18 protein-coding genes are annotated in these 21741 nt (G+C 36.9%); 17 read left to right on the top strand and 1 reads right to left on the bottom strand.

Annotation, left to right across the window (positions count from 1 at the left end):
- Positions 1 to 212 precede the first annotated feature (212 nt).
- Entirely contained in the window at positions 213 to 1154 is a 942-nt protein-coding gene (locus GD002_RS07780) for a LysR family transcriptional regulator (RefSeq protein ID WP_153731792.1), read from the bottom strand.
- A gap of 229 nt (positions 1155 to 1383) precedes the next feature.
- On the opposite strand from GD002_RS07780, the gene GD002_RS07775 reads away from it, so the two are divergent.
- The 17 genes from GD002_RS07775 (at position 1384) to GD002_RS07695 (ending at position 21730) form a co-directional block, all read left to right on the top strand.
- Entirely contained in the window at positions 1384 to 2550 is a 1167-nt protein-coding gene (locus GD002_RS07775; RefSeq protein WP_153731791.1) for a CaiB/BaiF CoA transferase family protein, read from the top strand.
- A 21-nt stretch (positions 2551 to 2571) separates the two neighbouring features.
- Positions 2572 to 3327, top strand: a complete 756-nt coding sequence (locus GD002_RS07770) for an enoyl-CoA hydratase-related protein (RefSeq protein WP_153731790.1) — start codon at positions 2572 to 2574, stop codon at positions 3325 to 3327.
- Positions 3328 to 3338: 11 nt separating this feature from the next.
- Positions 3339 to 4502: a TAXI family TRAP transporter solute-binding subunit gene (locus tag GD002_RS07765; protein WP_194841511.1), complete on the top strand. Its 1164-nt coding sequence runs from the start codon at positions 3339 to 3341 to the stop codon at positions 4500 to 4502.
- A 98-nt stretch (positions 4503 to 4600) separates the two neighbouring features.
- Positions 4601 to 6505, top strand: a complete 1905-nt coding sequence (locus tag GD002_RS07760) for a TRAP transporter permease (RefSeq protein ID WP_153731788.1) — start codon at positions 4601 to 4603, stop codon at positions 6503 to 6505.
- 22 nt (positions 6506 to 6527) lie between these two features.
- The gene (locus GD002_RS07755) at positions 6528 to 7886 is read left to right on the top strand and encodes a hypothetical protein (RefSeq protein WP_153731787.1); all 1359 of its coding nucleotides are present in this window, start codon (positions 6528 to 6530) and stop codon (positions 7884 to 7886) included.
- 39 nt (positions 7887 to 7925) lie between these two features.
- The gene (locus GD002_RS07750; protein WP_153731786.1) at positions 7926 to 8771 is read left to right on the top strand and encodes a 3-hydroxyacyl-CoA dehydrogenase; all 846 of its coding nucleotides are present in this window, start codon (positions 7926 to 7928) and stop codon (positions 8769 to 8771) included.
- Positions 8758 to 9555, top strand: a complete 798-nt coding sequence (locus GD002_RS07745) for an enoyl-CoA hydratase/isomerase family protein (RefSeq protein ID WP_153731785.1) — start codon at positions 8758 to 8760, stop codon at positions 9553 to 9555. The genes GD002_RS07750 and GD002_RS07745 overlap by 14 nt, the downstream gene beginning before the upstream one ends.
- A gap of 104 nt (positions 9556 to 9659) precedes the next feature.
- Positions 9660 to 10850 (top strand): thiolase family protein, encoded by a 1191-nt coding sequence (locus GD002_RS07740; RefSeq protein ID WP_153731784.1) that lies wholly within the window; start codon positions 9660 to 9662, stop codon positions 10848 to 10850.
- 26 nt (positions 10851 to 10876) lie between these two features.
- A complete protein-coding gene (locus GD002_RS07735) occupies positions 10877 to 11299 on the top strand; it encodes a PaaI family thioesterase (RefSeq protein WP_153731783.1) in 423 nt (140 codons plus the stop codon).
- Positions 11286 to 12245: an NAD(P)H-dependent flavin oxidoreductase gene (locus GD002_RS07730; RefSeq protein ID WP_153731782.1), complete on the top strand. Its 960-nt coding sequence runs from the start codon at positions 11286 to 11288 to the stop codon at positions 12243 to 12245. Before GD002_RS07735 ends, GD002_RS07730 begins: the two co-directional genes overlap by 14 nt.
- Before the next feature lie 431 nt (positions 12246 to 12676).
- Positions 12677 to 14044 carry a phenylacetate--CoA ligase family protein gene (locus tag GD002_RS07725; RefSeq protein WP_153731781.1) on the top strand — a complete coding sequence of 456 codons (1368 nt, stop codon included), beginning with the start codon at positions 12677 to 12679 and terminating at the stop codon, positions 14042 to 14044.
- 21 nt (positions 14045 to 14065) lie between these two features.
- On the top strand, positions 14066 to 15022 hold the full coding sequence (locus tag GD002_RS07720) for an amidohydrolase family protein (protein WP_153731780.1): 957 nt from the start codon (positions 14066 to 14068) through the stop codon (positions 15020 to 15022).
- 21 nt (positions 15023 to 15043) lie between these two features.
- Positions 15044 to 15373 (top strand): thioredoxin family protein, encoded by a 330-nt coding sequence (locus GD002_RS07715; RefSeq protein ID WP_153731779.1) that lies wholly within the window; start codon positions 15044 to 15046, stop codon positions 15371 to 15373.
- An 81-nt stretch (positions 15374 to 15454) separates the two neighbouring features.
- The gene (locus tag GD002_RS07710; protein ID WP_228548328.1) at positions 15455 to 17074 is read left to right on the top strand and encodes an ABC transporter substrate-binding protein; all 1620 of its coding nucleotides are present in this window, start codon (positions 15455 to 15457) and stop codon (positions 17072 to 17074) included.
- 46 nt (positions 17075 to 17120) lie between these two features.
- Complete coding sequence (locus GD002_RS07705; protein ID WP_153731777.1) at positions 17121 to 18344, top strand: CaiB/BaiF CoA transferase family protein; 1224 nt, start codon at positions 17121 to 17123, stop codon at positions 18342 to 18344.
- Between the two features lie 17 nt (positions 18345 to 18361).
- Positions 18362 to 19816 carry an amidase gene (locus GD002_RS07700; protein ID WP_153731776.1) on the top strand — a complete coding sequence of 485 codons (1455 nt, stop codon included), beginning with the start codon at positions 18362 to 18364 and terminating at the stop codon, positions 19814 to 19816.
- 324 nt (positions 19817 to 20140) lie between these two features.
- Positions 20141 to 21730: an ABC transporter substrate-binding protein gene (locus tag GD002_RS07695; protein WP_153731775.1), complete on the top strand. Its 1590-nt coding sequence runs from the start codon at positions 20141 to 20143 to the stop codon at positions 21728 to 21730.
- The last annotated feature ends 11 nt before the right edge of the window (positions 21731 to 21741 follow it).

The following is a 21741-nucleotide window of genomic DNA, read 5'->3' as shown; positions in this document are numbered from 1 at the left end:
AAACCGCGCGAAACCAAGATTCTTGCAACTTGGCTTCACGCGGTTTTTTCATTCCATTGAGTTCTGTCCCAGCCTCGTTTAATTTATGTGCTCTGCAATGCATAGGGCAAATCACAAACTGTGAAGGTGGAAGAGAAGTGCATAACAAGATTGGAGTGGACACTTTATGTGGAGGTCTACTTATAGTAAGAGAGCCCAAGCATTTGAATAATTTATATTTTAGAGTAGTCGGGTAAATCATGTAGTTGTTTAAAAAGTTCGGCTTGCATCTTAAGCTCATCAATAAACTTTTGGATGAGGAGGGAGCGGAAGGATTGTTTCCTGGTAATAATCCCATAAATTGAATAAACGTCAGTCGTACTTCTTATGCGTAAAGGTATGATATCTTTATTCATAATGAAAGGATCAGTTTTTAATGAAATATCACTATAGAAACCTATTGCTGTGCTCTCGGCAATGACATTACGCATTGCATCTGAATTACTAGATGAAAAAAGAATATTTGGAGTTCCGTATTTTTGTAACAAGTGGCGTAAATGATTACTAGTCGAATATCTCTCATTGAAGAGCACTAACGGGTAATCAATGACCTCGCTTAAAGAAATTTCTTTCTTGTCTGCAAGGGGTGAATTTTTCCCTACATACGCAATTGTTTTACTTGTAAACAGTGGTTCGAAATGAACTCTAGAATCACATTCCATATCACTGCGAAGAGTGATAATCCCGATATCTGCAATCCCCTCTATAACACATTTCAAAATATGGTGAGAACCATCTTCCGTTACTTCAAATTGCACACCAGGATACTTACTTTTGAAGGAATTCAGAGTCTTGGACAGAATCGAAATACTAATTATTGGAATAATCATAAGTGAAAGTGTTCCGTTCAAGGAGTCATTTTCAATTTGTGCAATGTTTTGCAAGTCGTCAAGATGATCTAAGATCACTTTAGACTTTTCTATAAATAAGACGCCCAAATCCGTAGCATGTGCCCCGGTTCGCGATCTTTCAAAAAGTTTTATGTTCAATTCTTTTTCTAGATTAATAATGGATTGACTAATGTTAGGTTGTGAAACATGTAGTTTTTTCGATGCTGCAGTGATTGATCCAGTATCAAAAATTTCAACAATGTATTTGAGTTGTTCTATATTCATTGAAATCCCCCTTTCATTCAACTTTCTAATATAAGAATTAAAACTTACTTTTTAACATAATCAAAACCTATGATAACATAATATTTTCATATTTTACATCAGTTTTAATTATATGATAAATTAAAAAATATTAGAGAACTCATTATTCTGAATTTTGTTAGCAATGTAAATTTGTTTTCATAAAAAAATATTGAGTTACCTAAATACTTACAAATAGGGGGTTGGAAAGATGGGTGCGCTAGATGGAATTAAAGTTTTAGATTTTACACACTATATCGCAGGACCGCATTGTTCTCAAATTCTTGCAGATCACGGTGCTGAAGTAATTAAGATAGAACCGCTCACAGGAGAACCTTCCCGCTATGCGAATCCGATGCATAAAGGATCTAGTATTTACTTTCAAGCGATGAATCGTAATAAAAGAACTTTAGCGTTGGATTTAAAGTCGAAGGAAGGAAAAAAAGTAATCCGCAAATTAATTCAAACATCTGATGTATTGGTGACAAACTACTCTGTAGGCGTGCCAGAACGATTAGGTATTGGGTATGAAGAAGTTTCAAAGCTAAATGACAAAATGATAATGACACACATTACAGGGTTTGGATTAACAGGACCCATGAAAGATTACGGTGCGTTTGATGGCATTATTCAAGCAATGAGCGGGGTAGCCCACCTAACGGGTGAAAAAGATGGCCAACCTTTGAAAACAGGATTATTTATTGCCGACCATATTGCAGCATTTCAAGGTGCTATCGGTGTGTTGCTAGGACTGGCGTCGAGAAGCAGAACTGGAAAAGGACAGTTAGTGGACGTAGGGATGTATGATTCACTGGTATCCATGTTAGCTTATAACTTATCTCTTGCTTCAGTTTTTGATAAAGTTCCCAATCGTGCAGGAAACCGCAGTACAAATGTATTTGCTACAACATTCAAATCAAAAGACGGTTATTTATATATAGCGCCATTAACGGAAAACATGTGGATAGATTTTTGTTCAGTAATTGGAAAACCAGAGTATGCGGAAATATATTCCACAACAAATTCACGATTAAAAGACTATGATTATTTAGAGAGTGAAGTTAATAAATGGACAGGTGCTCGAACAACAAATGAAATCATTGATCTATTGCGTGAAAGAAAAATTGCCTGTGGGAAAGTGAATTCAATCAATGATTTACTAGAAGATGAGCAGCTGAAGGAAAGAAATATGTTATTAAGCCTTGAATTGGAGGGCGATGAGATAATCGTTCCGGGTGTTGTCATTAAGCTATCGGATGATAAAGATCGCAAGGAAAATCCAGCACCGCCAATTGGATATAATACAGAAGAAATTTTAAAGGAACTTGGGTATAGCAGCATAGAAATTAAGGATATTTTAAAAGTTGCTCAACACTAAAAAGAATTGGAGTTGGATGAAATGTATGATAATTTTTTAAATAAGTTGAAATATTTTAAAGTGGAAAAAATTTATAATAACAAAATTTTAGTTGTGACGATGAATCGTGCACCAGTTAATGCATTTATTAAAGAAAGCTACTTGGAATTGAGTGCTATTATGAACTATATCAACCAAGACATGGAACTTTGTTCAATGATCTTTAATTCAAGCCAAAAAATATTTTCAGCGGGTGCAGACGTTAAGCAACTTGCTAAAGACTCTGTCGAAGAAGCGGCTTTAAGAAGACCGATTTTACGTAAATCTGGCGCGGACTTCTATTCTTGTGCAATACCAATGGTTGTGGCAGTGAATGGTGCTGCTGTTGGAGCAGGTGCAGTGTTTGCAGCCTGTGGAGATATTATTGTCGCTGCAGAAAACGCTTTCTTTTCAATTCCGGAAATTAATGTAGGGGTTGTTGGCGGTGCGAAAGGTCTATCAAGACTATTACCACCACAAAAGGTAAGATCACTAGCATTAACCGGAGGAAGAATTACAGCACAAGAGGTTCAACAATATGGTGGAGTGGAAGCTGTCGTTCCGGAAAATGAGTTGTTTGAAACAGCTCTAGAGTATGCGAAGACTATCGCTGATAAAGGATCTTTGGCTGTTAGAAAGTGGAAAGAGTCTCTACTTTTAATTGAATCAGTAGGACCTAGAGAAGGCTTGTTAATTGAACAATGTTTGGGTCAAGAATTGTCATTACTATCCCCTGCTCCATCAATTATAAGAAACTGAGGTGTATAAAAATGAAAAAAATTCTATCATTAATTAGTATATTATCTGTTTTATTGCTTGTTATAAGTGGTTGTGGCAAGTCAGAGTCATCAGAGGAAGAAAACACGTCGAACGGAACTGGCAACAAGTCAGAAGAAAATGCAAGTGGAATGCCAGAGAGTATGGTTTGGTCGGTTTATAGTGTAGGTTCAGGTACTTACAATGACATGGCAGCTATCGCGGACACGTTTACGAAAAAATATGATTCGCAAATTAGATTACTACCTTCAGATACAGGTGTTGGACGTATGGCACCTTTGAAAAATAAAACAGCGGACTTTGCTAGATTAGGTGAAGAATACATTTATGCTTTTGAAGGGGAATTGGACTTTTCAAATAAAGAATGGGGTCCTCAAGATGTACGAATGGTTTGGGCACCGGTAGGACCCATTGGACTAGCTGTGCGAGAAGATTCAGGAATTGATGATCCTAGTCAGTTGAAAGGAAAAAAGGTACCATATATTCTTTCCAATCCTTCAGTAAATAATAAGATGGAAGCATATCTAGCATATGGTGGATTGACATGGGATGACGTGAAGCCAGTAAAGGTATCCTATTCAGACCAAGGTAACGCATTTAAGTCTGGGCAAATCGAAGCGATTCTCTTTAATGTATTTGGATCACCAATGTTTGAGTTGGAAAGTGCCGTTAAGTTTAAATGGTTAGACCTTACTGACGATTCAGCAGAAACAATTGCTAGAGTGGCTGAAGTTGCACCTTCAGTGAAAATCGAGCCGTTTGAAAAAGGGGCAGGTATGAAAGAAGGGGAAGTTGTACACGGGATTTCTTATAGTACACCAATCACTGCGTACAGCGATAAAAGTGAAGATGATGTTTACGAATTAGTTAAAGCAATTGACGAACAATACGATAGCTACAAAGATGTTACGACTTCATTAAAAGATGCAAGTATTGAGAAAGTCTTGTTAGAGCCTTTAGTTGTTCCATTCCATGAAGGTGCCATTAAGTATTATAAAGAAAAGGGCGTTTGGACTGAAGAAGCTGATCAGAAGAACAATGAATTACTAGAACGGGCAGACAAGCTAAAAGAACTTTGGAGTGAATTTACACCAAATGCAAAAGGCGAACAGTGGAACGATGAATGGGTAAAATATAAAAAAGACAATCTTAAATAAACTAACTATAAAAGTATTGCTGAATGGAAATAAAAATAAACACTGTTTTATTTCCATTCTTTTTCATACCGAACTATAAAAGAAAGTGAGGAAAGTTTATGGAACATAGAATAAATAAATTTTGGAAAAACATTATCGTTATTTTTACTCTCATTGGGATATTTTTGACACTGAATCAAATATTCTTTTGGAATTTCCTCGGTGTAACATTGATTACTAGTGCATATTTGTATCTAGCATTAACTTGCTTTCTTTCTATAGTGTTTTTGATCTATCCTTTTTCAAGCAAATACGGAAAAGATAAGGTCCCGTTTTATGACGTTTTACTATTTTTGTTAACGATTGTCATCACAATATATTTTGCTATAAATGCAGAAAATATTATTAACTTTGGTTGGGATTATCAAGCACCAGGAACCGCGTCAATATTCAGTGTTCTTCTTTGGATTCTTGTCATTGATGCACTAAGAAGATGTGCAGGTTTACCGATCGCTATCATTACGACAGTATTCTCCATCTATCCTCTTTTTGCAAATAAGATTCCGATTCAATTTTTACAAGGTGTTTCATTAGATTTTATGAGTACTGCACAAACTCATTCAATGGGTGTCGGTAGTATTTTGGGATTGCCATTGCAAACAGCCGCAACAATTTTAATCGGATTTTTATTATTTGGTGTAGTACTACAACAAACTGGCGGTGCGAATTTCTTCTACGATCTAGCCCAAGCCGTTTTTGGGAGAGCACGTGGCGGGTCAGCGAAAGTATCTATTGTGAGTAGTGGATTTATGGGGATGATGAGTGGAAGCGCTGTCTCGAACGTACTCACAACTGGACCAATGACAATCCCAGCAATGAAGAAGTCAGGGTTTGACGGGAAATATGCTGCAGCTGTTGAAGCAACAGCTTCATCAGGTGGATCGATTACTCCACCAATTATGGGGACTGCAGCGTTTTTAATGGTTTCGTTCATTGGGGTACCGTACTCAACAGTCGCATTAGCTGCAGCGATACCCGCATTTTTATATTACTTTGGGATTTTTATGCAAATCGATGCGTATTCAGCTAAGAATGGTTTAGTAGGACTATCAAAATCGGAAATCCCTAAAATCTTGAATGTATTGCGCACTGGATGGCCATATTTATTATCTTTATTTTTGTTAATATTTTTAATCACTGCGATGAATTTTGAAGCGCAAGCACCGTTTTATACAATTTTATTCCTTCTTATTGTGAGTTTATTTAATAAGGAAGATAGAATGTCAGTCTCAAAACTGATTGATATTGTGTATAGTTCGGGGAAAACCATAGCAGAGATACTCGGAATCATTGCGGGTGTAGGATTAATTGTTGGTGGTTTATCAATTTCAGGTGTATCCCTTTCATTAGCTAGGGAATTAATCTCGCTTGTAGGAGATAATGTTTTCCTTATCCTAGTCGCTGGGGCAATTACAAGTTTTGTTTTAGGTATGGGTATGACAGTGTCAGCAGTTTATGTATTTTTGGCGATTGTCATGGCTCCAGCTTTAGTGCAATTGGGTGTTAATCCAATCGCGGCACATTTGTTCGTTATTTATTGGGCAACAGTTTCCTATATTACTCCACCTGTTGCACTAGCATCATTTGCTGCTGCCGGAATAGCGAAAAGTCCACCTATGAGTACAAGTTTGGTAGCCATGAAGCTAGGTGCCGTTAAGTACGTGATCCCATTCTTCTTTGCTATCAATCCCGCATTAGTTGCGCAAGGATCACTACAGGAAGTAATAATGGCATTTGCGACGGGTGTATTAGGTGTCTTTATATTAGCCTGCGGTTTCGAAGGTTGGTTAATTGGTGTAGGCGTACGTTTAGCTTGGGTCGAAAGAATTTTTGTAATTGCTATAGGGGCGCTGTTACTATTCCCAGGTTGGTATACAGATATAATTGGCATCATTGCTGTGCCATTCTTATATATGTACTTCCGCGTAAAGAAAAAAAAATACGTAGTAGTCAGGGAAGTCTAATCGAAGAGATGTGCAGGATGATATGAAAAGTATATTATCTCTATTATTGATCGTAAGCTTTTTCATATTGCAACTAACGAATGACCCGTATGTTCATTTTATTGTAGATGTATATATTTTCTTGTATGTAATCACTTCATTGCCCTATATAAAGGGAACGACTGCCAAAATCACGATCGGTTTACTCGGTATGACAATCTTGCTATTGATCGGAAAGAAAGATTTTTTTACTATTCTCATGGAAGGTGCATCAACAAACCTTTCGATTGTTTGTATCTTTCTCTTAACTCCGTTGTTAGGAATTCCGGTCAAAGCAGGAGATTATTTAAAAACTTTAGATATTCTACTTTCCAAACTGAAAAATAATGTGTATCTCATCTACGCTATTTTTCTATTTTTAACTCATATCTTTTCTGTAATTTTAAATATTGGATCGATTATCATTAATCTTCATTTGATGAATAGTACTAAAATCCAATCAAAAAGACTAAAAGCCAGTATATTAAATCGTGGGTACACGACAACTACCATTTGGTCTCCATACTTAGGAATAATGGCATTAGTAGTGAGTCAACTTAAAATTGACTGGAGCACTCTGGCATTTTATACACTAGGGTATGCAGCAATCTCTCTGGTAGTTGCCTTTCTAGTGGATCTAAAATTGATGAAGCTTGAAAGAGAACGCATTATGGTTATAAAGACACCGGAAACCTGTTCAGAGGAACCTATAAAAGGCATTCATGTCGTTTATAAAATGCTAGAGCTGTTTCTTCTATTGTCATTATCAATGGGCTTGGTCTTATTGGTTGAAAAATATACAAGCCTAAGTATGGTTTTGTCTATTTCATTGGTAGCAATCTTGTTTCCTATCGTATGGTGTACAGTAAGAGGATGTTTGGTGAATTATAAAAAAGAATTTTTGGCACATGCGACGAAAACTGTACCAAATATGCAAAGTGAATTCACGATGTTTTTAGTAGCTGGGATGTTCAGCTATGTATTTGTAAACTCTACTGTAAGTGGAAAATTTATCGATGTTTTAAATGTTCTCTTTGGTTCTTCCTCGTTAGTAATGAGTATTGTATTGGCATTAATAATTATATTGACAGGTATAATTGGATTACATCCAGCTGTGATGTTAACTATATTTGTAACAGCGTTGAAACCGGAATTAATAGGCTTGACGCCAATCTATTATGGAGCTCTTTTATTGGGGAGTGTAGGTATTGCTAACACTATTTCTTCGGGAACAGCTGTTAACAATCTATTGGCGAATGAGTTTAAGTTAAATCTTTTTACAGTGTCGTATAGATGGAATAGGTTATATGCCCTCATTTCATTTATTATCTTGCTATTGTATTTGCAATGGTTTGTGATCTAAAAAGCTATAAGAAAATAACTGATAAGGAGTAGATGAACTATGCAAGAAGTAACAATTATAGGGTCTGGTGTTATGGGAAGAGGGATTGCTTATACAGCAGCAATATCTGGTCACAAAGTGATCTTAAATGATATTAGCCCAGAGTCATTAGGGAATGCTGAAAAAGAGATTACCAATCTGTTAGTAAAGAGCAATGAAAAAGGATTTATCACTGAAAAACAATATGATGCTGCAACAACCAATCTTTCCTATGAAATCAATTTTGAAAATGCTGTAAAAGATGCGGATTTGGTGATTGAAGCAGTATTAGAAAGAATGGATATAAAAGTGGAAGTCTTCACTAAATTAGATCGTATATGCAAAAAAGAAACAATTTTCGCAACCAATACATCCACAATGAGTCCAACTGAAATTGGCGCACAAACCTCTAGACCTGACAAGGTAGTGGCAATGCACTTCTTTAATCCAGTTCATAAAATGAAGCTTATTGAAGTTATTAGAGGATTGGAAACTTCAGATGAAACCGTTCTGTATATTGAAGAAATCTCTAGACAAATGAATAAAGAAACAGTGGAAGTGAATGAGTTTCCGGGATTTGTTACCTCAAGAATGAATTGTCTGATTGGTAATGAAGCGATGAATATGTTGATGGAAGGTGTAGCTTCAGCCGCTGATATCGATAAGGCGATGAAGTTAGGGTTAAACCATCCTATGGGTCCTTTAGAACTTGCAGATTTAGTTGGTCTAGATACACGTTTGCGTAATATGGAATATTTGTACCAAACATTGGGAGAGAAATATCGTCCTTGTCCGCTGTTGGTAAAGTATGTGAAAGCAGGTCGTCTAGGTAAAAAGAGTGGAAGTGGTTTTTATGATTATAAATGATCGTTATTTAGACTTGAAAAATATTGAAGCGATAAAAAAGGAAGATATTCTTTACTTAACCCTCAACCGTCCAGAAACAAGGAATGCACTTGATGAACAGATGCTGCTAGAAATTGATCAAGCTGTTTCGACAGCTGACAGCGACAATAGTATCCGTGTCATCGTCATTTCAGGAGCTGGTGAAAAGTCTTTTGCTGCAGGGGCCAGTATCCAGCAACTGCATGAACGACCTATGTTAGAGGCATTAGTTCCTGGCATGCAAGGAATTTACAACAAAATTGAAAACTGTACCAAAGTAACAATAGCAGTAGTTGATGGCTATGCATTAGGTGGTGGATGTGAACTTGCGATCGCTTGTGATATTCGAATCGCTACGAAAAATGCAAAGTTTGGATTTCCAGAATTAAATTTAGGGATTATTCCGGGTGCAGGTGGAACGAAGAGACTTTCAAGAATGGTTGGAAAAGGTCGCGCATTAGACATGATTCTAACGGGGAAATTTATTGATGGAGAGGAAGCTGAACGGATTGGCTTAGTTTCCTATATTATTGAGAGAGAGAATATTGAATCTACTATAAATGAAGTTACGGGACATGTTCTGAAAAAAGGACCAGTAGCGATCCAACTTGTTAAACAGGCAATTCATAAAGGTTATGACATTGATTCGGGTGCTGCTTTGTGGATCGAAAAGCTTTCACAAGCAGTAGCATTTGGAACGGAAGATAAAAAAGAAGGAACACTTGCCTTTTTAGAGAAAAGACAAGCGCAATTCCAAAATCGTTAAAACGGGAGAGATTAAATACTCTCTCGTCTTTTTAAAAGGGATAAATGTGAATAATTGTATGTCGAAAGTGTTGAAATCCGGTGTGAAAAAGGAGAGATGTTGGGATGAAGGAAGCTTTTATTGTTGAATCTGTTAGAACCGCAATTGGAAAAATGGGTGGTGCACTGAAAGATATTCCGGTTGACCATTTAGCAGAAAAAGTTATTAGGGAAGTAATTAGCCGAACAAATGTAGATATTGAAGTAGATGAAGTGATTATGGGACAAGCTAAACAAAGTGCAGACACTTCAAACTTGGCACGTCTTGCAGCATTAAGGGCCGGACTTCCAGTTTCGGTAACTGGCTATACAATTCATAGACAGTGCGGTTCAGGTCTGCAAGCGATTAATAATGCCGATCAGCAAATTAGACTGGGATTATCAGATGTGGTAATTGCAGGCGGTGCAGAAAGTATGAGTACTGCACCTTATTATATTCGAAATGTTCGTTATGGAATTCAGACGGGGAACAGTCTTTTATTAGACCCAAATACAGAAAGCCAACCCTATTCACAGCCCATTGAAACATACGGTAATTTAACGATGGGATATACAGCGGAAAATTTAGCTGAAATCAATCACGTGACGAGAGAAGAACAGGACGAATTTGCATCGAGAAGTCAAATTCTAGCCGAAAAAGCTATTAATGAGGGTCGTTTTAAAGAGGAGATTGTTCCGTACATAATCAAAGATAGAAAAAGTGAACGAATATTTGAAGTAGATGAGCATCCAAGAAATACACCTTTGGAGAAGCTTGGAAAGTTACACCCAGTTTTTAAAAAGAACGGAACTGTCACTGCTGGTAGTTCAAGTGGTAGAAATGATGGGGCATCTGTTGTATTGATGATGTCTGGAGAAAAATTGCAGGAGTATGGTCTAAAACCGAAGGCGAAAATCATTGCCCAAGCAGTAAGCGGTGTATCTCCTGAAATTATGGGAATCGGTCCGGTTAATTCAACCCAAAAGGCCCTTGAACAATGTGGTTTAACTATTGCAGACATTGGTTTGTTTGAATTAAATGAAGCATTTGCCGCCCAAGCTTTATCTGTCATGAAAGAACTAGACCTGGATATAGATAAAGTTAATGTGAATGGCGGTGCTATAGCGCTAGGTCACCCAATTGGTGCGAGCGGTGCGATTTTAATGACGAAATTGCTACATGAATTAAAGCGGAGAAATGAGAAATATGGTCTCGTTACACTTTGCATAGCTGGGGGACAAGGGATTACAACTATTGTGGAAAATTTGCAAGTCTAATCTTGTTATGTAAAAGGAGTAAGAACATGACTGAATATTTGGATAATATTCGAGATGATTTTAAGAAAAGTTTTTTTTCGGAATCAATCGGATTGGAAATAAATGATGTAAGTGAAGGTAATGTGAAACTCGTATTACCATACCGTCAATCATTTGAAAATATGCAAAATACGATACATGGTGGCATTTACGCGACAATTTTAGATACCACAATGGGACTAACTTGCCGAACTTTTGATTACGACGCAGCAATCACTATTCAAATGAGTATTCAATTCATCAGAGCTGTGCGAGAAGAAGCGATTCATTCAACCGCCACGGTTATAAGTCGAAACAATAAAACAATGCTCGTAGAGGGTAAGCTTTATGATGAACAGGGTTATTTGGTTGCGCATAGCACGGGGACTTTCAAAGTCGTGAAGGATGAGACAACGCATGATGCAGACTGAGATTACTAGATTATTTTCTATTAAATATCCTATTATACAAGGTGGATTACAGGGGCTTGGAACGTCACCTTTAGTATCAGCTGTTTCTAATGCAGGGGGATTAGGGTTAATTACTGCTGGCAGTTATGAGGATAAACAGGAAATGCTGAAAGATATTGAAGTTGTGAAGAAAAATACAAACAATCCATTTGGCGTGAATTTAGCTATCGGAATAAGAAGACCAATGGATGAATTTGTAGAAGGTGTGATTGAGGCGAATGTGCCAATCGTCTTTACTTCTGGAAATAACCCAGAGAAGTATATGGACGATTTAAAGGCGGCAGGAATTAAAGTTGTACACGTAGCGCCATCTGTTCGTTTCGCAAAGAAAGCGGAATCCTTGGGGTGTGACGCGGTAGTTGTGAATGGATATGAGTGTGGTGGACATCCGGGAAAAGATGATACGACTAGCCTGACACTCATTCAAAAAGCAAAAAAAGAACTCTCCATACCAATCATCGCAGCTGGAGGTTTTTCAACGGGGCGCTCAGTTTTGGCGGCAATTGTATTAGGGGCATCGGGTGTTCAGATGGGTACACGTTTTTTATTATCTAAAGAAATAAATCTCCATCAGCAAGTAAAAGAATATTTAGAAAATATGCAGGAAACAGATACGATCATGGTGAAACAGTCGATTGGTAAAAAAGCACGGGTTATGAAGACAGAACATGCAATGGAGTTATCACATATAGAAAAACAAGGTGCCACATTTGATGAGATATTCCCCTATATTAGTGGTGAAGCCTATAAAGAATTGATCACTACGGGAAATCTAGATGTTGGGATCATGGCTCTAGGTCAGACGATTGGTCTGATAGATGAAGTGAAAACAGTTTCAGCTATCTTTGAAGAAATTAATGAAGAAATTCAGCTTGCGTTTAGGGAATTCTTAGAACTAAGGATATGAAATTGAAATAATATCATGAATAAATATAGAAATATAACCACTTCTTCTTATCAAATAGAGAGGTGGTTTATTTATTGATTAGGTAGACTTGAAATTAACCATACGATTTGTCAGGTAAATGTTCCTTGAGGAATCAAACTTTAGATTAGATAAACACCTCCTCAATACTTCATTTTGTTTGCTTACAATATGGATTATAAGCTATGGATAGTTAGGTTTTTTGTATTTTGGGTTCCAGTATTTTATAAGGGGGATATTATATTTCGTTTTCCTATAACTATTGCTTATGCCCACATTAGAAAATGATATTTTACATTACAAAAAGATCTAGATATTATTGGGATAAGTTAAGTATTCAGAAAAGGACAAAATTTTAGAATACTTATAGTTTACTAGTGGATTGAAAATTCAAAAAAGAGGAGTGTACGTTATTGCTAACTAAATTGAAGAGTAAAAAGGTTCAGTATACAAATCCAATATTCAATCAAATGTCAGAAGAAGAAATTAAAGAGCATCAATTGAAACTTTTGAAGAAACAGTTAAAGTACGTATATCGAAATTCTGAATTTTATAGAAGTAAATTTGATGAAATTGGAGTACGACCCGAGGATATTAAAACATTTGATGATTATTATAAGCTTCCTGTCTTTATGAATAAAAAGATAGAAAGAGAGACCCAAAAAGAATCTATGGAACGTCATGGTCATCCATTTGGTTTACATTTATGTAGCTCACCAGATGAAGTAGTATTTACGGGTACAACAAGCGGTACATCCGGGAATCCGACGTTTACATACACATTCACGGAACCTGATATTGATTTTCTAAATCGTTATATTTCGCACATGCTAGACTATGGTGGCATTCAAGCAGGTGAGAGATTACTATTCAGTCATGCGCTAGGAATTTACGCAACTTCTTCTATACTATGGGGCATTCGGTCACATGGAGTTTTACCGATAGATGTGGATGTTAGAGCAGGAAGTAAGATGATTCTAGAATATGCAAAAATGACCAAACCGACAGCGGCGATGATGACACCTTCCTTGGCGGAACATCTAATTGATAAAGCACCTGAATTAATTGGAATGGAAGTTGGTGAATTAGGCTTACAAGCGATATTTACTGTTGGAGAAATCGGTGTAGGTGTTCCAGAAATTAAGAAGAAAATTGAAGATGCTTATGGATGTAGGATTTACGACTATTTAGGAGAATTAGGATTTTCATGTGATTCAGATGAGTATCACGGAATTCATTGTGTCGCACCGGATCTTAGTATATTCCCAAATGATTTAATTGATCCAGAAACGAAACAACCAATTGAAATCTATGACGGTGTGATTGGAGAGTTAATCGCAACCGAGTTAACATTGAAAGCGTTACCAAGGATTCGCTATTCATCAGGAGATATTGTTCAAGTCTTCACTAGTGAATGTCCGGGTTGTGGTTTTACTGGCAGAAGGGTGAAATTCGTAGGGCGCTCAGACGATATGCTTATTATTAAAGGAGCAAATGTATATCCATCAGCAATTAAAAGAGTGGTATCTAATTTTATACCAGAAATCACAGGTGAATTAAGAATTGTTCTAAATAATCCTCCACCTAGAGTTGTCCCACCACTATTGTTGAAGCTAGAACATGGCGGAGATAATGATAGTAAAATACTAGAAGACTTAGAAAAGAGAATAAAAAGTGTGCTTCATAATGAGGTCAGGGTTACTCCTAAAATCCTATGGTGCGAACCAGGTTCCTTAGGAAAAGCATTAACAAAAACACCGATTTTTGAAGAAAACTATTAATAGTTGAAGGGAGGAAGAAATATGATTATCGATTGTTCAAATACATTACCTGAGTTTCAATTTGAAAGCTCTTCAGAAATTAATTATAAAAATGAAGAGTATAGAAAATTATTTGGCCAACGCTGGGCTAGATTAGCAGGTTGGTCGAAAGAAGAGTTTCTAGAAAAAGTTGCGTTAAAACCAGCGGAAGAGGTTATGCAAGAAGTTTATGCAAAATTAGAAACAGACTTTTCTATGGATAAGTTTTTGAAAATGCTCAGTGATTCTGAGATTGCTTTCCATGCCATTCACAATATGGACTATGGACGCGATAGTACTGAGGCACCGGTAGATCATGATTATATTGCTGAAATTATAGAAAAATATCCAAACAGATTTATTGGATACGCAGGCTTTAATCCCTATAAAGGAGTGGAAAGTTTAAAAGTTGTACGAAAGGCTTTAACAGAACAAGGCTATAAAGCTGTGGTCATTCCACCATATGAACACGGCATAAAAGCTGATGATAGAAAATATTATCCACTCTACGCATTATGTGAGGAATTGGATGTTCCAATTTGGATTCATACTTCAATAAATTATTACAGAGAAACATCAGTATTTATTGATCATCCGTCTAATCTAGAGGCTCCTTTGATGGATTTTAAAAACTTGAAAATTATAGCAGGACATGGTGGTTTTCCATGGTTACCCGATATGATGGCAATGTTATTGAAATACAAAAATTTACATGTCGATACTTCTGCTTTTAGACCTCGTTATATTGCTGAGCCAAACACTGGATGGGATATGTTTCTGCATTATGCAAATAGCTTGATCCAAGACCAAATCGTATTTGGATCAGATTGGTTAACATTAGGCATTCCTATTAAAGAATTTATTGCTGAAGTCGAAGAATGGCCATTAAAAGATTCTGTTCGTGAAAAGTATTATTGGAAGAATGCCAATAAATTGTTCAAGTTAGGTTTACAAAGATAATTAATATTGGAGGAATAGAAAATGAACAGTATTCAAAGTAAAGAGCAGTATTTAGAGTTAATAGCTAATAAGAAAGCAACAGTGCTATTCTTTTCAGCAGATTGGTGCCCTGATTGTAAATTTATTGACGGTTTCTTTGATGAAATTATGGAGAAAAACAAAGATGACTTTGATTTTTATAAAGTAAATCCAGATTCTCAGCAAGAAGTATGTGAGGCAGCAAACGTGATGGGCATTCCTAGCTTTGTAACTTATCAAAATGGGTCTGTCATTGCTGAAATGGTAGGAAATGATAGTAGAACAAAGGAAGAGGTTGAGAACTATTTAGCACGTTCCAAAGCAGCAAAATAATGAAGTTTGTACCCTTATTGACTAATAGACTGCGGTTTATTAGTCATTCTTTATAAGATGCTAGTAAATGGAGAGGACGTTATGAGAAGAATACTATTTACAGTAGTTGCTTTATTATCACTCTCGGTATTACTTGTAGCATGTAATGAAGATGATGGCTCAAAAGGTGAAAGCACAGATATCAAAGAAAAAGAATCTACATTAGTTTTTGGCCGAGGTGCAGATAATTATACGTTAGATCCCCAAAATGCTAATGAAATCGAGACATGGTTAGTAACAAAAAATATCTATGAAACTCTAGTCGTCTTTGACAAGGAAACGACTGATATTTTACCCGGATTGGCTAAAAAGTGGGATGTTTCTGAAGGTGGTAAAAAATGGACTTTTCAACTTCAAGAGAATGTGAAATTCCATGATGGCTCTGATTTTACTGCTGATTCAGTAGTGTATAACTTTGAGCGTATGATGGACAAAGATCATCCCAACCGAGATGGTGGCGATTTTTCAGTATATCGCGGCATGTTTAATGGTTTTAAAGGTGAGGGTAGCTCAATTGAGACAGTTTCAGCAATCGATGAGCATACGGTGGAATTCAATTTAGTTGAACCTCAGGCAACTTTTTTAACTAATGTAGGTATGCATGCATTTGGAATCATTAGTCCGGAAGCATTAAAGAAATATGGTAAGAAAATTAATGAAAATGCTGTTGGAACAGGACCATTCAAATTCGTATCTTGGAGTCCAAATGACAACATAACAATTGTTAAAAACGAGGATTATTGGATTCCCGATCTACCTAAATTAGACAAAATTATTTACAAAGTAATCCCTGATAATACAGCTAGGCTCACTGCGATGAAAAATGGTGAATTGGATATAATGGTAGGTTTGAATCCATCTGACTTAAAATCTGTCGAAGCAAATAAAGATTTACACGTAACCTTACGTCCACCGCTAAATGTTGGATATTTGTCAGTCAATAACATGAAAGCACCTTTTGACAATGTGAAAGTTAGACAAGCCATTAATCATGCAGTGGATAAAAAAGCGATCGCGGATGCATATTTTTATGGGCTTGCGAATCCAGTTGAAAATCTCTTACCATCTGCTAGCTGGGCTTACAATCACGAAATTGAGAGCTATGAATACGATTTAGATAAAGCTAAAGCGCTTTTGGCGGAGGCAGGCTATCCGGATGGATTTGATCTTGAATTTTCCATTACGTCTAACTCCAGAATCTATATGCAACAACCGACAAAGATGGTTGAAGCGATGAAAGATAGTTTCGAGAAAATTGGTATAAACGTGAAAGTCGTTACATTAGAATGGGCAGCTTATCTTGAACAACTTAGAAGTGGTAGACATTCCATTGGGTTAATTGGATGGGTTGGTGATAATGGTGATCCTGATAATTTTCTTTATTCAACGCTAAGTAAAAATAATGCAGTAATTGGATCAGCACAAAATCACACATTTTATAAAAATGATGAAGTTAGTGACTTATTAATGCAAGCGAAAGGAATTTTGGATCAAGAAGAACGGGCAGCAGTCTATAAAAAAATTCAGGAAATCGTTCATGAAGATGCACCTTTTGTTCCATTAGTCGAAGTAAGTGAAGCAGTAGTTAGTGGCGAAAATGTAAAGGATTATTTTCCGCATCCTACTGGTGCTGAAAGTATGTCAGAAGTAACCTTAGATTAATGATTTGTGAAAATACAGGAACTAAGTAGGAAGGGGAAATGAAAAAATGACTGCAAAGCCATTAGAAAACATTAAAGTTCTTGATCTAAGTTGGGTCTTCTCGGCCCCATATGCAACGTTAATGCTTCAGGATTTAGGAGCAGAAGTTGTTAAAGTAGAGAGACCTGTTACGGGAGATCGATCCAGATTTTTACCTCCATTTACTGATGACGTAAGCGCTTACTTCTTTATGTTAAATAGAGGAAAAAAATCGATTTCTTTAAACTTAAAGAGTGAGAAAGGTAAGAAAATATTTTTAGACTTGGCAAAACAATTTGATGTAATTGTTGAAAACTTTGTAGCAGGAACTTTAGAAAAGCTAGGCTTAGGATATGAAACGGTAAAAGAAGTGAATCCGAAAATCATTTATGCCTCCCTAAATGGATTCGGTAGCGATGGACCTTATTCACACCTTCCTAGTATTGACGGCATTGCCCAAGCAATGGGTGGTTTAATGAGTCAAAATGGTCTTGAAGGTGGTCAGCCACTAAAAACAGGTCCTGCTGTAGCAGATGCTTTGTCAGGTGTTTACTTAACGGTAGGGATTTTAAGTGCCATTATTCAACGAAATAATACTGGTGAAGGACAGCGTCTTGAAGTTAGTATGATGGACAGTGTGTTTTCAATTCTTGAAGAGACCGTTATTAAAACGAGTATGACGGGTGAGACAACGACTGCCCGTGGAAATAAGGATCCATTTGGCGCTCCATGGGATGCGTTTCAAACGAATGACGGCAAATGGGTGATTGTTTGTGCGAGTGGTGAGGACAGGTTTACGAACGTTTTTACTGGAATAGGCAGGTCAGATATTGTTGAAGTTTATAAGGGTGGAGATATGACAGCAATGTCAAAAAGGGCCCAAGATCTAGATTATTTAAATAAAATCTTTGCTGGTTGGGCAATTGAAAGATCGTCTGAAGAAGTATTAAAATTTTTGAGTGATTTACACGTACCGGCCGGTGAAGTTAAAGATGTAAAAGAACTGATCCAAGATCCACATTTAATAGGAAGGAATATGGTGGTCGATGTAGAACATCCGAAGTTAGGAAAAGTGAAACTACCTAATTTTCCTGTCAAATTCTTTACTAACGAGATTGGATTAAGGAGTGGTGACACTCCAATTGAACCACAAATAGGAGAGCACAACGCGGAAATATTGCAACAAATGCTCGGTTATAAAGAGAGTGAGATTAAGCATTTAGAGACAACAGGCATTATTTTCAATAAATAATAAAGGGGAAATTACACATGAAATTTTCTGAGTACTCAAAAATGGATGGATTTGATCTAGCATTATTGGTGAAAAACAAGGAAGTAACACCACAAGAGTTAAAAAAAGCTGCGTTAGAAGGTATTGAAAAACTAAATCCAGTGATCAATGCAGTCGTAAGTACAGTTCCGGAATTAGCCGATGAAGAAATCCAAGCTGGTCTTCCGGAAGGTCCCTTTAAAGGAATTCCTTTTCTTATCAAGGAGTCAAGTGCACAAGCTGCTGGAATTCCTGTGAATTTAGGAAGTCGTTTTGGTGTAGATGTCTCTACGCCTCAAGATACCAATCTAATGACTCGTTTTCGTCAAGCCGGATTTGTAACCGTCGGGACATCAACGACTCCTGAATTTGCTTTTAACTTTTCAACTGAATCAGTTTTTTCTGGTCCGACCCGTAATCCATGGAATACCAATCTAAGTGCAGGTGGTTCTAGTGGGGGGGCGGCCGCTGCAGTATCAGCGGGCATTGTTCCTATTGCCCACGCAAATGATGGCGCAGGTTCTATTCGTCAACCAGCTGCCGTAAATGGTCTGGTTGGATTAAAACCGACCCGAGGGCGCATTCCGCATGGACCATTTCGAGCAGACATTTTGAATGGGTTAAGTAACGAATTTGCTGTTACAAAAAGTGTACGTGATTCAGCGTTATTGCTTGATGCCATTGCAGGACCTGATATTGGAGCAAGTTCTTGGGCGGAGTCTCCAAAGAGGCCGTACTTTAGTGAACGAGAAAACAAACCTCAGAAATTGAAGATTGCTTGGATGGCAACCCCATCAAATGGTGCCCTCGTTGACAATGAGTGTGTCGAAGCATTACATCGGACAGTCAAAATTTGTCAGGATCTTGGACATGAACTTATTGAAATAGCTCCACAAATAAATGCCGAAGAACAGTTTCAAGCCACAATGCGTATATGGGCTTCAAGTATTAGTAGAAGTATAGATAAATTACAAGCCGGATTAAATCGAAAAGCTACTGCAGATAATATCGAGGCATCTAACTGGGCTTTATATCAATATGGTCAAACGCTGAAAGCCTCTGATTTATTGGAAGCATATGAGTTTAACAACCGAGTGTCTAGAACAGTTGGAGAGTTCTTTACAGATTACGATGTACTCTTGTCTCCAACAATTGCCCAACTACCTTGGGAAATTGGAAAGCTAAACGCAAATGATCCTAATTTGGATGCTACACAATGGACGGAACGAATGATGGGCTACGCTCCTTTTACCAACTTGTTCAATACAACCGGACAACCTGCAATTAGTTTACCTCTAGGATGGAGTAGTGAAGGTCTACCAATTGGTATACAATTTGCAGGGCGATTTGCAGATGAATCAACTTTATTTCAGTTAGCGTTTCAGCTTGAAGAAGCACAGCCTTGGAAAAATAGACGACCAAGTTTGTTGGAAGAAATGCAAGAAGTACGATAAACGAAATGAAGTCTATAACTATTACTTATGCCTACATTAATAAAATGTATTTTACATTACCAAAAATTCTAGATATTATTAATTAAAATAATTATTCAGAAAATAATAAAAAGTTATAAAAATATTCGCCTTATATAATTACAAGAAGTATTTGAAAGCGCTATCAACTTTGAATGCGTAAGAAGATTGCCAAAAGGGATAAGTGATTTTAGTGTTAATTATGTAAGGTTTTAGTCGAGGGAGCATTTTAAACTATATTATCAGTGTGATGAAGATAAGTCTGGTAAAGATAATCAAAAATTATGTTAAGAAAGAGGGAGTGGGATGAAAAAGTTATTTGGAAAGTTGGGTTTCATTACAGTTTTAAGTGCATTAGTAATCGCAGGTTGTGCAGGAGATTCAGAAAGTAAAGAAGCAGATAATAAAGAACAAGCTGGCGGTGGAACATTAATTTATGGTCGTGGTACTGATACGGTAACATTGGACCCACATAATATTGTTGATGCGGAGTCTTCTCGAATTTCTAAAAATGTATACGAGACATTGATAGATTATGAAAAAGAAGGGACCGATATTGTTCCAAAATTAGCAACCGAGTGGAATACGAGTGAAGATGGGAAAACATGGACGTTTACACTGCGTGAAGGGGTAAAGTTTCACGATGGTACAGACTTTGACGCAGATGCTGTTGTTTATAACTTTAATAGAATGATGGACGAAAGTCATCCCCAGCATCAAGGAGATTTCTCGATCTTTGGAAGGACGGTAAGAAGTCTACTTGAAGAAGTTAAAGCGATCGATCCACATACAGTTGAGTTCAAATTAAATGAATCTAACTCAACATTTTTACCGAACATTGGTATAACCACATTTGGCATTATTAGTCCTACGGCATTGGAAAAGTTCGGTGAAGAAATTAATCAAAATCCTGTAGGCACTGGACCATTTAAATATGAATCTTGGCAGGAAAATGACTCTCTAACTCTTGTGAAAAATGAGGAGTATTGGATAGAGGATATACCAAAACTGGACAAAGTTTTGTTTAAGGTTATTCCTGATAACTCTGCTAGATTAACAGCATTAAAAAATAATGAGATTGATCTAATGGAAGGGTTGAATCAAACAGATTTACCAACTCTTGAAGGTGATGAGAACGTTCAACTCTTTAAGCGTCCAAGTGCTAACGTTGGTTACTTCACTTTTAACATCACAAAAGCTCCATTTGATAATGTCAAAGTTCGTCAAGCGATTAGTTATGCGATTGATAAGCAAGGAATTATTGATACATTTTATGGTCCACTAGCTGTTCCTGCAAAAAATATGATGCCGCCTGTAATCTGGGGCTATAACGATGAAGTAACAGATTATAACTATGATTTAGATAAAGCCAAGTCATTATTAGCTGAAGCAGGATTTCCGAACGGTTTCGATACTGAACTTATGGTCATGTCTACAGATAGAGTATATCTTCCGCAGCCACAAAAAGTGGCGGAAGCAGTGAAAGCAAATCTAAGTGGAATTGGAATTAATGTGAAAATTACTACGTACGAATGGGCAGCATACCTTTCTAAAGTATTAAATAAGGAACATGCTTTTGCAGCTATTGGGAGGTTAAGTGAAAATGGGGATCCTGATAATTTCTTATATACGATGCTTCATTCCAATTCATCTTCAAATTTGTCATTATATAAAAATGATGAGGTTGATGAGTTACTAAGTTTAGCCCAGCAGACGATTGACAAGGAAGAGCGTAATACAATTTATAAAAAAGTACAAGAGTTGGTTCATGAAGATGCACCTACAATTCCGCTTGCTCATGTAGAGAGTGCAATGGCAGGAGCTACTTCCGTAAAGGGATACATCCCACATGCGATAGGTTATGAAAGTTTACAAGACGTATACATTCAAAAGTAAGAACCACGAAT

It is taken from the genome of Sporosarcina obsidiansis, assembly GCF_009651005.1.
GTDB classification, from domain to species: domain Bacteria; phylum Bacillota; class Bacilli; order Bacillales_A; family Planococcaceae; genus Sporosarcina; species Sporosarcina obsidiansis.
This window is presented reverse-complemented; position numbering and strand designations above follow the sequence as displayed.